The 16,215-nt window shown below is 42.9% G+C and carries 13 protein-coding genes; all 13 read right to left on the bottom strand.

From position 1 onward, the window contains the following. Window positions 1-3,176, bottom strand: a 3,176-nt coding sequence (locus FKV70_RS24005; RefSeq protein ID WP_142614791.1) for a non-ribosomal peptide synthetase, incomplete at its 3' end; no start/stop codon positions are given. 1,870 nt (window positions 3,177-5,046) lie between these two features. Next, entirely contained in the window at window positions 5,047-5,472 is a 426-nt protein-coding gene (locus FKV70_RS26785) for a hypothetical protein (protein WP_244310837.1), read from the bottom strand. Then, a complete protein-coding gene (locus FKV70_RS26780; RefSeq protein ID WP_244310836.1) occupies window positions 5,433-5,981 on the bottom strand; it encodes a hypothetical protein in 549 nt (182 codons plus the stop codon). Before FKV70_RS26780 ends, FKV70_RS26785 begins: the two co-directional genes overlap by 40 nt. Continuing rightward, window positions 5,954-6,211: a hypothetical protein gene (locus FKV70_RS26775; RefSeq protein WP_244310835.1), complete on the bottom strand. Its 258-nt coding sequence runs from the start codon at window positions 6,209-6,211 to the stop codon at window positions 5,954-5,956. The genes FKV70_RS26780 and FKV70_RS26775 overlap by 28 nt, the downstream gene beginning before the upstream one ends. Beyond that, window positions 6,204-6,833: a sigma factor gene (locus FKV70_RS26770; protein WP_244310834.1), complete on the bottom strand. Its 630-nt coding sequence runs from the start codon at window positions 6,831-6,833 to the stop codon at window positions 6,204-6,206. Before FKV70_RS26770 ends, FKV70_RS26775 begins: the two co-directional genes overlap by 8 nt. A 462-nt stretch (window positions 6,834-7,295) precedes the next feature. Continuing rightward, window positions 7,296-7,886, bottom strand: coding sequence for a DUF421 domain-containing protein (locus FKV70_RS23985; RefSeq protein WP_063211010.1), 591 nt, complete (start codon window positions 7,884-7,886; stop codon window positions 7,296-7,298). A 495-nt stretch (window positions 7,887-8,381) separates the two neighbouring features. Next, window positions 8,382-10,232: an ABC transporter ATP-binding protein gene (locus FKV70_RS23980; protein WP_142614790.1), complete on the bottom strand. Its 1,851-nt coding sequence runs from the start codon at window positions 10,230-10,232 to the stop codon at window positions 8,382-8,384. Beyond that, window positions 10,219-11,988, bottom strand: coding sequence for an ABC transporter ATP-binding protein (locus FKV70_RS23975; protein ID WP_142614789.1), 1,770 nt, complete (start codon window positions 11,986-11,988; stop codon window positions 10,219-10,221). The genes FKV70_RS23980 and FKV70_RS23975 overlap by 14 nt, the downstream gene beginning before the upstream one ends. An 80-nt stretch (window positions 11,989-12,068) precedes the next feature. Further along, entirely contained in the window at window positions 12,069-12,479 is a 411-nt protein-coding gene (locus tag FKV70_RS23970) for a MarR family winged helix-turn-helix transcriptional regulator (RefSeq protein WP_063211019.1), read from the bottom strand. A 283-nt stretch (window positions 12,480-12,762) separates the two neighbouring features. Further along, window positions 12,763-13,854 carry an NAD(P)H-dependent flavin oxidoreductase gene (locus FKV70_RS23965; protein ID WP_142614788.1) on the bottom strand — a complete coding sequence of 364 codons (1,092 nt, stop codon included), beginning with the start codon at window positions 13,852-13,854 and terminating at the stop codon, window positions 12,763-12,765. Window positions 13,855-13,899: 45 nt separating this feature from the next. Next, window positions 13,900-14,433, bottom strand: coding sequence for an alpha/beta fold hydrolase (locus FKV70_RS23960; protein WP_280115108.1), 534 nt, complete (start codon window positions 14,431-14,433; stop codon window positions 13,900-13,902). Window positions 14,434-14,932: 499 nt separating this feature from the next. After that, the gene (locus FKV70_RS23950) at window positions 14,933-15,166 is read right to left on the bottom strand and encodes a ferritin-like domain-containing protein (RefSeq protein WP_244310832.1); all 234 of its coding nucleotides are present in this window, start codon (window positions 15,164-15,166) and stop codon (window positions 14,933-14,935) included. Between the two features lie 186 nt (window positions 15,167-15,352). Further along, a complete protein-coding gene (bglS, locus tag FKV70_RS23945; protein WP_063211023.1) occupies window positions 15,353-16,066 on the bottom strand; it encodes a beta-glucanase in 714 nt (237 codons plus the stop codon). Between the last annotated feature and the right edge of the window lie 149 nt (window positions 16,067-16,215).

The following is a 16,215-nucleotide window of genomic DNA, read 5'->3' as shown; positions in this document are numbered from 1 at the left end:
GGCTGCTGTTCAATAAACCAGTGTTGAATCGGTGTCAAGGCCACATGTCCAGTGACTTCTCCTTGATCCGACACGCGGGTCACCCGTTGCACCCGTCCATTCAGCTCAGCAATCGTTGGATACTGGAACAGCTCTCTCATTTCCAGCTTGTAACCATTTTGCAGCAGTCTCGAAGACACCTGAATGCCCTTGATCGAGTCGCCACCCAAATGGAAAAAGTTATCCAAAACACCAATCTGTTCGATGCCCAGTACAGACTGCCATACCGATACCAACGTTCGCTCTACCTCATTACGAGCGGCTACATAATCCTCTCCGGAATCCACGCTTCCCTCCGGCTGCGGCAGCGCTCGCCGGTCCACTTTGCCATTCGGTGTCAATGGCAATTGTTCCATCTGTACAAAATACGACGGCACCATATAACCCGGCAATTCCTGACTCAAAGCGCTTCGCAGCTCACTTGCCGCGATATCCGCCACGGTGACCACATATGCGCAAAGCTGTTTTTGTCCCTGTTCATCCTCATGTGCAATGACGACGGCTTCTTGCACCGCCTCCAGCTTCAACAGCTGCGCTTCCACCTCGCCTAGCTCAATCCGGTAGCCCCGGATTTTCACCTGTGCGTCGATCCGTCCTTTGTATTCGAGCGTCCCGTCCTCATTCCAGCGAACCAAATCGCCTGTACGGTAGCAGCGCTCTCCACTGCGGAACGGACTGTCTATGAACTTTTCAGCCGTTAGCTCAGGACGGTTCAGATAACCACGCGCTACCCCGTCACCGCCGACAACCAGCTCCCCCCAAGCTCCGACCGGTTGCAAGTTAAATGATGAATCCACAACATACGCCGTCGAATTGCGGATGGGACGTCCGATCGGCACAGAATCCGGCTGTTCTTCCTTAATGTGATATGTCGTCGAAAAGGTTGTATTTTCCGTTGGTCCATAGCCATTAATGATGTTCAGGTCCGGGTTATCACGCAGCACCCTGTTAATATGGGGTGCAGATAAAACATCACCACCAACCAGCAAATACTTCACATCGCCGAAAAGTTTACTATCCTGCTGTGAAAGCTGATTAAATAACGGTGTAGTCAGCCACATCATGGTGACGCGATGATCCCGTATCGTCTCTTTAAGTTTGGCCGCGTCCAAAAGATCGTCCTTATGAACAAGAACAAGCTGACCGCCGTTCAGCAGCGCGCCCCAAATTTCAAACGTAGATACATCAAATACAAACGCGCAAGTCTGCAGCATTCGGGTCGATTCATCAAATGGCACATAATCTGTATTGCGGACAAGGCGCACGACACTATGGTGCTCAACAACGACACCCTTAGGCTTACCTGTTGAACCCGAGGTATAAATGACATAAGCAGCATGATCACCCGTTCCCTCTACACCCAGATTGGAAACATCTGCACTGTAGGACGTATCATCATTCAGATTGACAATCTGTCCGTCAAAATAGCAACGATCCAGTAAATCCTGCTGAGCTAGCAACAACTTGGCTCCCGAGTCCTTCAGCATATAACGGATACGGTCCTCCGGATATTGGGGATCTACTGGCACATACGCGCCTCCAGCCTTTAAAATGGCGAGTGTCCCCGTAATCATATCCAGCGAGCGCTCTGTCAAAATACCAACGGGTTCATCAGGTTTCACCCCTGCATCCCGTAACGTATGCGCTAATCGGTTGGCTGTCTCATTGAGCTCACGATAGGTCAATGATTGTTGACCCAAAGCTACGGCAATATGATCCGGTGTGCGCTCTGCCTGCTCCTCAAACAGCTCATGAATGCGTGTTTCGTATGGATACTCCACTGCTGTAGCATTGAATACATCGACGATTTGCGCCCGTTCTTCCTCACTAATCAGCGACAATTCTTGTATCCGCTTGTGTGGACCCTGCACCATATGTTCGGCCACACTCAAAAATTGTCGAATAATTCGAGCAATTTCCTGCTCGCTAAACAGTTCGGTCCGATAATCCAATTGCAATACAAGTTTATCGTCATCCAGCTTGTCTATCATAGCAATATCAAAGTCGTTCACCGTATCTCCGCAGAAATCGGTATCCACCTGCTGAACAGCTTCATCAAACCGGGAAAAGCTCAGCGTACGGTACTGAATGGTGACGCCAAACAGGCGGTGAATATCCGTCCCGCCCTGCTGTTCACGCAAATCCTGAATAACTTTGTTGTACGGATAACGCTGATGACGCAAAATGGACGCCTGCTCCTTGCCAACACCCTGTAGGAAAGCGAACAGCTCGGATTCTGGCTCGACCCGCAGACGTGTAGCCACAGTGCTGACGAACATACCCATTGTATTTTTTTCCTTCTTCAACGTACGGTTAGCATACAATGTACCTACGGTTAAATCCTGTTCTCCTGTAATTTTATGCAAATAAATATACAGAGCAGCCAAAAAAAATGTAAAAATACTAATGTTGTTCGCCTCGCAAAAAGCCTTAACACCATGATGTAATTCCTGCTCCAATATAAAGTTCTCCCGGCGTGCAGTCGTGCTCAGAGTATGCGGATTGTATGATTTTAAACCTGTAACCACCGGCAAATCAGCAAATTTCTCCGTCCAGTATGTCTTGTCCTTTTGATAGCGATCTGATTGCTCATAGCTCTGCTCCGTCTGAATAAAATCAAGATATGAATTCGCCGGAACTGGCGTATCTAATCCTGTACCATGCACAATATTCATATAATTTCCTGTAATTTCATTAATGGCCTGCTCCATGGTAGCGCCGTCAGAAATAATATGATGCATCTTGAAACTAAACCAGGTGTCTTCTGCCCCCAGCTGTAAGATAACAAACCGATACAGCTGCGAATCCAGCAAAGGGAACGGCTGGGCGTTATGATGGCTCACCCATAGCTCAGCTTCCTTCGGAGTAACCTCAAGGGTTTCTATGCTTTGGGCAGCGAACGGCTCTACATATTGATATGGAATCCCATCCTGAGCAGTGATTTTGATACGGAAAGCATCGTTTTGGGCAATCACCCGGTTCATTGCTTGCTGCAATGCATCTATACGAACAGTTCCCCTGATTTTTACAGTAGCAATAATGGTTGATGTGTTCCGATTAGGGTTCAGAAGCTCCGTGTACCAAATACGTTGCTGTGGCTGGCTTAATGCAAACAATTGAACATCGTGCTGAGTCATACGTATCTCTCCTCACTAAATAGATATGGGTAAAAGTAACTCTGCTTAGATGACCATCCCTTGGCAAAGAATGATCCTGCGAGATCCCTTTCTCCGGCATTGAATTGCCAATGGAGGTCGGCAAAAGCGACCACTTCTGATATACCATTGAGATCTGAGCACATACTGCTGGTATCTCTTCAGCCCTTGAAGCTTCGAAGAGCTGATTTTGATCGAGACAAGCACCTCTTTTTTTCATCGCTCACACTTTCGTAGTACAAGCTATTTTTAGTTGGGCGGACATCGTGAAGAAACTCTAACTCTGAGTGTATGAATATGTGCATAGATAGGAACATTTTCGAATTATGCTGTGAGTGCATCTTGGTGGTGGTTTGTAGAATGGTGCCTGCAATGTTAACAACGTAGTGTATCGTGATGTGTGCTATCTGATTGGCTGGAGGGTATTGATGCTATGAGACGCATGAGCTGCTGCAGCTTGGTTAAGAGCGTAATTCTAGGCTGAAAAAGGCGGAAAATACTCACGGCTGCGCTTATGACTTCCTAATTTTGACACGGAAGAATACAGTACTTCTTCCAGTGTTCTCTGTATCAAACGAAGCTCTTCGGTGAAAGGTTAATCTGAATAAAAATGAAAGTGTCTTTGGAATACGGGAAATGTGGGACGGATTTACCGGATATGACGCTATGGACAGGTAATCTTGCAGTCTTGTCTTTACAACTGCTATGATTTTTGGATACAGCCAGTGCTTCCATACAGTGTCTATAAAAGAAACAGCATATGTACTTATGAAGCCATTTTAGGCAGAACTTTCATGTCCAATGAAATAAAATAACTGGATTTCCAGTCAGATGGATCATGGTTTGCAAAAACCAAGACACGATTTGAGTCGCCACAAAAATTTTCCGCGCCCTCTTGCTGCCTAAAATTTCACAATAAATCCTTATTTCCCTTTTTATCTCCCAATACTTTCTAGCTATTTTAAATATACAAACTTTAAAACCGATTAACATGGGACATAAGTTCCAAATTGATAGGTTTCATAAAATGAATAAATAACCTATATTATTACATTATTCTTATAACTTTAAATGCAAGAATTTCACTTTTTTATTAAATTGACTACTAAGCATGACAAGTTAACGTGATTAAGAACAAAATTTTTGATTTTACAATCGTTAAAATAAAAATGATGTAGGCTTGTACGAAAGTCCAAAACCCTTGTACCAAAACAAATTTTACATTACATATTATTAACACAGATATAACAAACCGCTCCTGACACCATCCGACAAATTTCAGCTTTTTTCACCAATACTATTTAACCCCCTAAATCATGGTATTTATTTACTCAAGCTAAAATATTTCAAAACTAATAACTTTTCACTTTTTAAATAGAAAGTAGTTTTCTTAGTACTTTTGGACCAATTATCAAGCGATATTTTCTTTGAATTTTCTCCCGAAATTTTAATTTAATTTAAATTTTCTCTCATTTTACGTTATAAACTTTATTTTTTTGTTAATAAAAACGTTTTGATTTCTCATAAAAGGTTTATTTTTTTAGAAAATTTATAACTTAAGTACTATTGCTTTTGCGAAATTTATTATCTCAAAACACAAAATAACAAACCTCCATGTAACAGGAGACTTGCTATTTTTTTATTTTTGACGAGTTTCTCTTTAATAATGAAGTGAATATTGACACAGCAAAAGTACTGAACATATTTTCCATGCTAGGATACATTATAAAATCGAATCGTTTCTGTGCCGAACGCATCACGATTGAGTAAATAGCTTTGCTAATATCAAAACCATATAATTCTAAAATGAAAAACGAACTTCTTCCCTGATAGGAGAAGTTCGTTTTTTCTGCTATTTGAGCAACACTGACCAGTTAGGGTCTTTGTATCGTTTATCCACCACTTCTCTAACCAGAGAAAGCTCCTCTGGAATCTGATCTAGCTTCATAATCCGGAATTCATAAGGCTGCTTTGCCCTACGATCCCCCATGCTGATATATCCCTCTCTCCAATGATCAGTCAGAGTTTTTTCAATCGTTGATCCCCCCACAGCAAGTACGTTATACTGCTTACCTGTTGGATCATATGCTTTCCACTCCTCATACTTTATTTCATTATCCATTTTCCCGTAGAATGAGATGACAGTTTCATGTGCGCCTTTGTTGACTTGCGATTTCTCAAGTGAAGCCCTAACCAACTCCAGGCTATCATTCATTATTTTAAAAGTTTGGGGTTCGGTCAACTCAGATGGTCTAAATGAAATCTTGCTTCCGTCCATTTCTGCAACCGAGTATGCATCCAGGACAAAGCGGTATGGTTTATCCTCAGGCGGTACTTGAAGGTATAACTCCAACGCATTTTTCCGTTTCCAACAACTTTATGATCAGATGTCATTAAGCTGTCCATGTAGTTCCATTTTCTTGGATTCACCGAGTGAATCTCTTCTCCACCTGTAGTTTCGAAATGAAAGCTCAGCATCTCCTTTTCCCATAAATTACCGGGGGATCTTACCATTGCCGCGCCATCAAGTTCGGTTTCTAGTTCGAAACGTACTCCTTGCACCATTCTCGTTAGTCTTTTTAATGTAACCGTCATTCCGTGTGGCGTGGTGTAACTACCTGCCAACTCCTCTATATTGTTCTGCTTGTTTGCCTCTTTCATATCAATATCAAAGCTAAAGTTCCAATTTCCTTTTATTAAGGTTTCGTTACTTTGTCCAAGCGTTCCAATACTCCCTTCTATCGTAATCTTGTCTGTTTTTAGCGGTTCACTAAAGAAATCAACCATATAATAAAAATCACTCGTGTACCCCAATCGTACATGCTACCCACTACGTTTCCTTTATCATCTTTGATCGTAATCGTATTCACATCGCCAAGACCGAGCTTGTCGCGATCATGCTTCCCATTTTCATCAAAAAGTTGAAGTGCAAGGGTCACTCGGGTAGGATCAGCAACAGCCTCATTAATCACCAGCGTGTAACCTTTGTCCTTCACCTTAATATGAGGATTAATCACCAATCCCAATTCCTGTGCACGCATCAGTCCGATATAATTGATTATCCTTGGCAAACAATGACCTGAGTACTTCGGCAAATGTCGGAAAGGTGAGGATAGAAACTGCACCCAGAACGAAAAAGAAAGCAACGGCTACTGCTGCCCATCTCCATCTTTTGTGGGGGGATCTCTTTTTCATATTTTGATCAAAAAGTGATGAAAGGATGTTATCCACTGCGATCTCTACTGTATTAGGGATGACCAAGCCCTTGTACTTTGGACTTTGTTCATCCAGTCCATCAATTACCTCAAACAGCTCGATTTGTTCATATTCACCCTTATATGACGTCTTTCTTAAATCATAAGGGACAGGGGATACTCTCTTCTTTTTCTTAATAATCCGATTACACTCGTTGATCAAAATCCGAATGATCCATGTTTTAAAATAAGCAGGCTCTTTCAGTCTATGTACATTTGAAAAAGCTTTGACAATGGCCTCCTGTATAGTGTTCGCACAATCTTCTTCATTTTTAACAATCGATCTTGCTATTACATATAAGTTTTGTTGGACAGCTCTTATCATATTCATGAAAGCTTCCTTGTCCCCTTGTATTGCAAGCTCTGCTTTCTCTGTTAGTTCCACGCAGTAGTTCCCCCCTCTCCTTTTAAAGTTTATCTATAAATTAGATCATCAAGGAATTGATTTGGTTCACAAGAAAATAATTTTTTTAAAGCAGAATGATATAGCATTGCCCTATATTAATGCTGTTTAATATGGTAGATGCCCTTATCCTATCCCACTACACAATGCCGCCACCGACTCGGTTTTCCCCAGTATCTACAAATGATCGTCAGCAATGAAGAAGATCTTTGATTTACTCTGTTTTGAACCAACAAAAAAGAGCTGCTGCGCAGCTCCATATAACTTTTCAGACCAAATTATATTTATAATATATATTTTTGGTTGTGCGACGGACAGTACTTAGGGAAAAACTCTATCCGGAATGTTCCGATTAAGCTTTATCATCGCCGGGTTCTTTTCCATATTTAAATAATCTCTTTTAGGCTCAGATGTAGTGTTGAGGCGTTTTCTTCTACTTTAAAATCATTGAAGGTGAGTAGGAACTTCGTCACGATGGGGTTCTGTCTGGTCTCCTTCTAAAGAAATTCTTTTCACCCCTGATGAAACGTCTCTTTTTAGCTGAGGCAAATAAGCTTTCAACATAAGCTCCATGTCTTTTTTTGTTACTGGCTTTGCTTCGGGGTACAACTCATAGCCAAACTCGCCATTATTTTCAATAGTACCATGCTTCACATCTTCAATATTCGAAATTCCGACCATTCGCAGACGTTTTTCAAGGTCGTCGACAGACACTCGAAGCCTGCGTAAATTATCTATTTCTAGTTTACCTTCATGAATGACGGACACACTTTTTCCTTTTAAAATCGACTCTATACGGTTCGAACGCAGCGTAATCCATTCAACAACGATAAGGAATAAAATGAAAGTGCCGAGTGCCAGAATCGTATTCGTCATCCCCTTCCCGCTTACTTCAGAACCAAGCACAGTACCGATAGCCAATAAAATCATAACCTGTGGGATTGTCATTTGTGAAATGGATTTTCGTCCTGCTATCCTTAGAAACAAGGTACCGATACAAGCCAAAAGAATCGTGCTCCAGACTATAATCCACATCGTGATTCCTCCTGTTTTCACTTTGCTCAGAGTATTCCCGAAATTCGGAAAATCATGAAAGAAGAGAATGGGCTTAAAGGCTTTTTGCAGCCGGTTTTATTAACTCGATTCTGCTTTCCCCATGGAATATGTATGTTGAAAATACTTAACCTAGGTTTATGAAAGTAACGGTAATGTTTCTCCAATGTATTATGTACCTGCTTGAATCATGTGGTACGATACAATTAAATACTTAATGAAAGACAAGGTGCAATCGATACAATCATCGATATTGACTAGGCTCTTTCGCAACTGTTACCCAAATTGCTGAGAATTTACGTTATGATGATTTTCCTTTGTTCCTTCAGGAAACGTTCAATAAAATTATTAATCCATAAAAACTTCTTCAATAAATAAAAAAGCCGCTATATAGCGGCTTTTTAAGATTCAACGTTCTTGCTCAGACGTTTGTCCAGTTCCATGTGTTGTTATTCTATTTTCCTAAAACTGTATTTTTTAGGATGCATTTTCGAACTGGCTGTTATATAAATCGGCATAGAATCCGCCTTTGCTCAGCAATTCCTCATGATTACCCGTTTCAATAATGTTACCATCCTTCATGACCAGAATCAGATCGGCGTTCTTAATCGTTGAGAGACGGTGGGCAATCACAAAAGAGGTTTTCCCTACAGTAAGTCGGTCCATCGCTTGTTGAATCAGCAACTCCGTACGCGTATCGACCGAGCTCGTGGCTTCGTCCAGTATGAGCATAGGAGCATCTTTAATCATGGCTCTTGCAATGGTAATTAATTGCTTTTGACCGGCAGAGAGATTGGCCTTGTCGTCCAGCACTGTATCATAGCCCTGCGGTAATGTTTTAAGGAAGCTGTGCAGACCCACTGCCCTACATGCAGCTTCTATCTGTTCATCCGTAACATGCTCTTGGGAAAAAACGATATTCTCACGAATCGTTCCTTCAAACAGCCATGTATCCTGCAGTACCATGCAGAATAGTTTATGAACATTCTCACGTGTCAATTGACTAATCGGAGTTCCATCAATATAAATTTCCCCTCCGTTTAGCTCATAGAATCGCATGAGCAAATTCACGAGCGTTGTTTTACCAGCACCTGTCGGGCCGACAATGGCAATTTTCTGACCCGCTTTAGCTTTCATAGAGAAGTCTTTGATAATCATATGGTCTTCGTTATAACCGAAACGGACATGTTCGAATACGACATCTCCTTTGGCGTTATCCAGCCTCACGGTCTTGTCACTCTCATCCGCCAATTCTTCTTCGCCGAGAAATTCGAATACACGTTCACTGGCGGCCGCCGCCGATTGCAGATTGGTCGCAGCCTGTGCCAACTGCGACAAGGGCTGTGTAAATAAGCGAATATACACCATAAAGGCCACAATTGTTCCGATCGTTATAACATGTTGGTTCACCAGCAAAGCGCCCACAATACAGACCGCAACATAACCGAAATTCCCGATAAACATCATAACTGGCATCATCAGGCCAGACATGAACTGGGATTTCCATGCATTCGTATATAAGCGTCCATTAATGTCATGGAACACTTCCTTAGCTGCTCTTTCTCCGTTATATACCTTGACTACGTTATGACCAGCATAGGTTTCTTCAATATGACCATTGATCTGACCAAGCTCTGCTTGCTGTGCTACAAAATATTTCTGTGAATGCTTCATAATTACGGTCATCAGTGAAAAACCGATCAGCGTAGCTATAATCCCGGTAATGGTCATGATCCAGTTCGTATACAGCATCATAATCAATGCGCCCACAAAAGTTGCCAATGCGCTGACAAGCGTGCCGAGACTATTGTTTAATGTTTGTCCGATGGTATCGACATCGTTGGTCACACGGCTGAGCACATTACCATAGCTCGTGGCATCAAAATACTTCAAAGGCATATGATTGATTTTTTGGGACAGTTCTGTCCGCATCTTCTTTGTAAGACGCTGTGACACGGTTACCGTAATGAATCCTTGGAAATAATTAAAGATAAGGCCGAGACCATACAAAACCACCAGTACAAGAACAATCTTCTCAATAGCATTTATATCAATCCCTGTTACGATTCCTTCCTGGATCAGGTTGGCAATATCGCTGAGCTTATCCGGACCAATCACATTGAAGACGGAGCCGGCCAGTGCTAGCACCATAGAGAAGATAATCATAGGCGCATAGGCCTTGATGTAGGATAAGAGCTGGCGTATGTTTTTTCTAAAATCATTCGCTTTTTTACCAGTCCCCATCCCCTCCGTAGGACCTCTACCCATGGGACCTTGCTGTTTCATTTTGACATGCTTACTGCCGACGGTGTGTTCATTCTTGTCCATGTACGAGTTCCTCCTTCGAAAGCTGCGAATAAGCGATTTCCTGATAGGTGCTGCAATTCGCCATCAGCTCTTCATGTGTGCCGTTCCCTACAATCTCGCCCTGGTCGAGAACAATAATCCGGTCAGCGTCCTTAATGGTGCCTATGCGCTGAGCCACAATGAGTGTCGTAGCATGGCCGGTTTCTTGTCTAAGCGCAGAGCGCAGGACCCGGTCTGTTCTGTAGTCGAGTGCCGAGAAGGAATCATCGAAGATGTAAATCTCCGGCTGGCGGTAGATGGCACGCGCAATGGACAGACGCTGCTTTTGACCACCAGACACGTTCGCTCCACCCTGTGAAATCCGTCCTTGATACTGACCGTCCATTTTTTCGACAAACTCCGTACCCTGGGCAATCCCCAAAGCGGCTTTGACGAGTTTCTCCGAAGCTTCTGCTCTACCGTTATCGCCATACGAAACGTTGGAAGCCACTGTACCGCTGAAAAGTACGGCTCTCTGTGGGACATACCCGATTTTGTTATGGAGTGTCTGCTGCTTATAGTTTCTGACATTCACGCCATCCACAAGTACCTCACCCTCGGTCACATCGTAGAAACGGGAAATCAGATTGATTACGCTGGTTTTGCCGCTGCCTGTTGCACCAATAAAGGCAACCGTCTCGCCCTGTTTTGCTGTAAAGCTAATATTGCGAAGCACAGGCTCCTCGGCATCCGGATATTTGAAGCTGACATTACGGAATTCCACCTGCCCCATTACGCCCTCTTCTCCAGCTGTCTCATGTCCGTCGATGATGCGAGATTCGGTATTCAATACCTCCATAATCCGTTTGGCAGAAATCGAAGCTCGAGGCATCAGGAAGAATATCATACTTACCATCATAAAGGCCATGACCACCTGCACCGCATATGAGGAGAATACGACCATATTAGAGAATAGCGTAATGCGGTCCGGCACGGCCGCTCCGTTAATAAGATATGTGCCAATCCAATAGATCGAGACACTCAGACCCGACATAATAAAGGTCATCCCCGGACCAACCATTGCCATTAACCGGTTCGCAAAAAGGTTTGTATTTGTCAATTCGGCATTGGCCTGTCCGAACTTCCCCTCCTGATACTGATCTGCATTATATGCTCGAACCACCCGAAGTCCAGTCAGATGCTCACGTGTTACCCTGTTTAAATTATCGGTGAGACGTTGGATCTTTTGGAAACGGGGAAGAGCGAAAATAACAATGACACTCAGCATCAGGATCAGGACAGCCACAGCTACTCCTGTAGAGGCGGTCCACTGCCAGTTTTTATCCGCAATCTTTGCAATAGCCCATACGGCCAGAATCGGCGCCTTGATAATCACCTGTAGCCCCAGCGCAACCACCGTTTGAATTTGGGTGACATCGTTCGTGGAGCGGGTGATGAGGCTGGATGTTGAAAAGTTGCTCATCTCTTCCATTGAAAAAGATAAGGTCTTGTCAAAGACCATCGCACGCAGACGCATGGCTAGCCCTGCTGCAACCTTTGCCGCAAAATAGCCGACAATTATAGATGCAATCATGCTGCCGACGGCACACAATAGCATGTAAATACCTGGAATCAGCAGTTCCGACATCGGCGTTCCTGCGGTTTGCAGCTTGGTTGTAATTTCGGCCATATAATCAGGCAGCTTCAAATCGAGCCACACCTGCACAACGATGAAAGCCAGGCTGCAAAGCACGAACATCCATTCATTTTTCTTGAGATATTTGAATATCTTCAGCATTCTGTTGTTCTCCTTTTTTCTGAAAATCTTAGGTGTTGGTGCAATTTAACGTACCCTGCATACGGCCCCTACATAGGAACTTAGCTTTTAGAGACAATAAGCTTGATGAGTCGGATAAACTCTTTAGCATCCTGTTCGTCCAGCTTTCGAAGAATTTTCTCGCTCCATGCGACGCCTTCGTTGTACCTGTCAATCATAAATTGCTTGCCTGAATCCGTAATGAATACAATCACCTTGCGTTTGTCGTTGGCATCCGTTCGTCGTATAACCATCCCTTTTTTCTCCAAACTTTTCAGTGCCGTTGCTACCCGTCCCGTACTGACGGACAAGTATTCGCTCAAATGGCCTGAAGTAACCCCATCCTGCTGACTCAAAGCGATGAGAATCCCCATTTCGCCACGAGAGAAATGCATTCCTCGTTCCTCTAATACCGGTTTGCGCGATTTGGCGATACACTCGAATAGTTCGGTCGCTGATGCTCTATAGTCCATTGGCCGTACCACCCTCTGTATTTATCTTACACTGTAAGATAATAATGATATTCGGATATAAAGTCAATTTGGGAAAATATGAAATGGTTGAAGAAGGATAAATTATTCACATGACCATTCACGCATAGAAGTTAAAAGAATCGAATAGAACGAATGTGAGGATTTTTCCGCTGCATCCTGATAATAATCCATATTTGGTAGACCGCTCTACTTATGGGCACCGAACCCGCTGCAAATAAAAAAAGCCGCGATTTTCGCAGCAATGTGATAATGATAGTTTCTCTTATTTATTATCAGCTGTTCCAATGGTAGGAAGCCTTTGGACAAGAATACTCGCTTCATCAATGGTTTGTTTTACAATAGAAGCAGCAGGTTGGTTGTTAGCTAATCGAAGACCTTGGCCCGCCCAAAGTGACATATACTCGGGGCTGTTCGCTTTTGCAGCTGCCTGACGAATGTCTCGGGTCATCGCATTTTGAATAGGGTAAGCAGGGATTGTCCCGCGATATTGATGCATGTCAATCATAAATTTTGTTTCTATGCCTCTTGCAGCTTTGCCAGAGTATGCACGTGTAATTTGAGTGGAGTCCTCATTTGTTGATAGGATTTTCTGCTTGTACGTTTCGTGGGCACCGCTCTCTGGACAGGCTAAAAACGCAGTGCCCATCTGTACTGCATCGGCTCCTAACAAAAGACTTGCTGCAAGTCCCCGCCCATCCATGATTCCCCCCGCTGCGATAACCGGAATCGACACATGGTCAACGATCTGCGGAACAATAGCCATGGTGCCTATCAAAGCATGAGAGGCATCTTTCAGAAAGGTCCCTCTATGCCCGCCTGCTTCGCTCCCCTGAGCCACAATAGCATCTACACCTCCTACCTCCAATTGCTTAGCTTCATCAACGGTTGTTGCAGTTCCAATAACAAATATTCCATGCTGTTTTATGGTTTGGATCATGTCTTGAGATGGTATGCCAAAAGTGAAACTAAAGATGGATACACGTTCCTCCAACAGTACCTGTACCTGCTCCTCAAATGATTCTGAAGACTTCAAAATCATTGGATTTTGAGCAGTGCCAAGTTCATCGCGATATTTATTAAGATAATCTGTCATCTGGAAGATTGCTTCTTCCGATTCTTCAGATTGCTCAGGCACAAACAAGTTTACTCCGAAAGGCTGATCCGTTTGTTGCCTGATTTCTTGGATATCACTGCGGAGTTGCTCTGGCGTTAAGTATCCGCCTCCCAGGTTGCCTAGTCCACCAGCATTTGAAACAGCCGCTACTAATTCAGGCGTCGAAACGCCACCTGCCATCGGCGCTTGAAAAATCGGATATTGAATTTTCAGAGCACGCGTCAATTGAGTCTCGAACACTTTTAAAAACCTCCTTTTGTTGAAAACTAGACTAGTCATACGAGGCTACAGCGTTTTTCCTAAAAATTCATCATTTTCTGGTTGAGACATATAAGCAATATCAAGAGTATAGCTATCTGGGGAAACTTGGCCTTCCTTTGTGCCATCAACATATTGGTTCTTGATCGTGTTTGGTGCAAATGCTGTCCTATAACTTTCTCTTTTTTCTTGTGTAGGATAACGCCAATAATCTTCTCGGGCCGCCCATTTCTCCCCTAGTCCTTCACGGTAAAAATTTCCATTTTGGCTTATTATGGCTGTTACACGCTCTGGGTGGTGCATTGCTATACGAAAGCCAATTGGGGCTCCGTAGTCAAATACATATAATGCATATTTATTAAGGATTTGTTTATCAATGAAAGCTTCGATAATTTCAGTAATATGATCAAATGTATAATGGAAATCTTCTCTGCCAGGTGACGAGGTATTTCCGAATCCCGGATAATCAGGTGCAATTAAATAGTAGTCTTTTTCTAAAATTGGTACCAGTTCTCTAAACATATGACTCGCGGACGGAAAGCCATGAAGCAATAAAATCACAGGTTTATTCGGATTACCAGCCTTACGATAAAATACGTTTAATCCTTCTACCTCTATTGAATGATAAGTCGTGATATTATAACCTCCTTTATCTTTATAAGAACTGCCGCTTCCTAAACTAATTGTAACTTTCCAAATATATTGTGTTAAATGAATTTAAACGATTCGTAATATCAAATTTATTAATAATAAATGGAGGAATGACGGTAGACATTCGGGATTTGCAGATTTACGTCCGAATTTATACGGATTTCAAAACAGAGATTCAACCTTACTTAACCTTCCCTTCAAAACTTTAAGATGTGGACAGAAGGAACTCCACCGTTCTCATAGAAGGAGGCTCATTCTCGAGGATAACTTAAAAAAATGAGATTAACGGAAAACGATCTGCCCAAAAGAAAAAGGAACTGCAAGCCGTGACATTAGAAGACCTACAGTTGAATGCAGGCAATGCCCCACAGTTCCCAATTGAGCTTTATAGTTGACTTTCAGAAAATAGCTACCTGAGATTCAACGTAATCAGATAATTGTATTTGGCAGCGTGCTTTAGCTCTTTTAAGATGATACCGTACACCGTGTCCTTATAGATGCCAGTGGGCAATCCAAACCAGATGTTGCGGTATCGGTCTATCGCACCCAGCTCTCCCATCAAGGCGCGCTGTAAACCTTCGACATAGGAGTGCACCTTCTCATATTTCTCACTACTGATGCCTGTAATCTCCTGTCCTGTCAAAACCTCCTTTATGTAATTCTCCTTTGACTTGGTATATATACCTGTTTTTTCTGTGCTATTATATTTATCGGCACTTCAATGTTTGATAATAGTAATATCCCATAAAATAAGCCTTTTGCACTGTTAGCTGGAGGGATTGAAAAGCAAAAGCAGCCCATTAGGGCTGCCTCTTCTGCCGTAATTATATTAATTACTCGTATATTTTACCCAGTCATATTCAGCGTACAGCGGATTGACTCCGTTATATGGACCTAACCAGCTATCTACTCCGATGCCATTCCACAGATTCATCATAATTTGGCCTGGCGTCTTCGGTATGTTCGTAGTTGCCGTATGTTTCAGAGCCCCGTCAACATACCACTTAATGTATCCTGGCTGCCAATCGAATGCATAGGTGTGGAAGCCACTTGATGCATCAAACCCCAGATCGATAACCTTCTCATGACCACCGACCCCGTTTGTATAATAGTTGAATTGCACTTTTGTTGTGTCTTTTCCTAAGAATTCAATATCTATTTCATCCCATTGCGTGCCATTAGAAGGTCCCGTATATGTGAAAAAGGAAGATACGATTCCTGTATTTTTAGCAGGCTTCATGTTGACCTCGTATAAGCCGTATCCGTAAGTATTCTTCGAACGATACTCTCCGCCGTCAAATTTATTGTACGCAGAACTCGTTAAACTAAGCTTCATTTTGCCGTCGTTAGTAAAATTGACATTATTGGCACGCCAAGTGCAATTAAACATGTTCCCATTGGAATATCCATCTGCCTTTTGCCATGTACTCGGATTGTAATAGCTTAATGGTTCCCAGAACACATTCGCTGCAAAAGCGCTTACCGAAAAAAACAGAGAAACTATGCCCGTGATCACCAGTGTAAACCAATACTTCTTCTTCATAAATACACCTCCAAGAATAATTTCAAATATGAACAAAGTTGTGGAATGCGTTTTCCAGCAACGTGATAGAGTCTGCCGAAACCAATTAATAGAGCTTGCCTGGACATTTCACTGCCGATTGCGCTCACTTGGACTAAAAGGGCGGATCT

This window comes from Paenibacillus ottowii (assembly GCF_006874425.1).
GTDB classification, from domain to species: Bacteria; Bacillota; Bacilli; order Paenibacillales; family Paenibacillaceae; genus Paenibacillus; species Paenibacillus ottowii.
The sequence above is the reverse complement of the archived record's forward strand: the minus strand, read 5'-3'. Positions and strand labels throughout refer to the sequence as shown.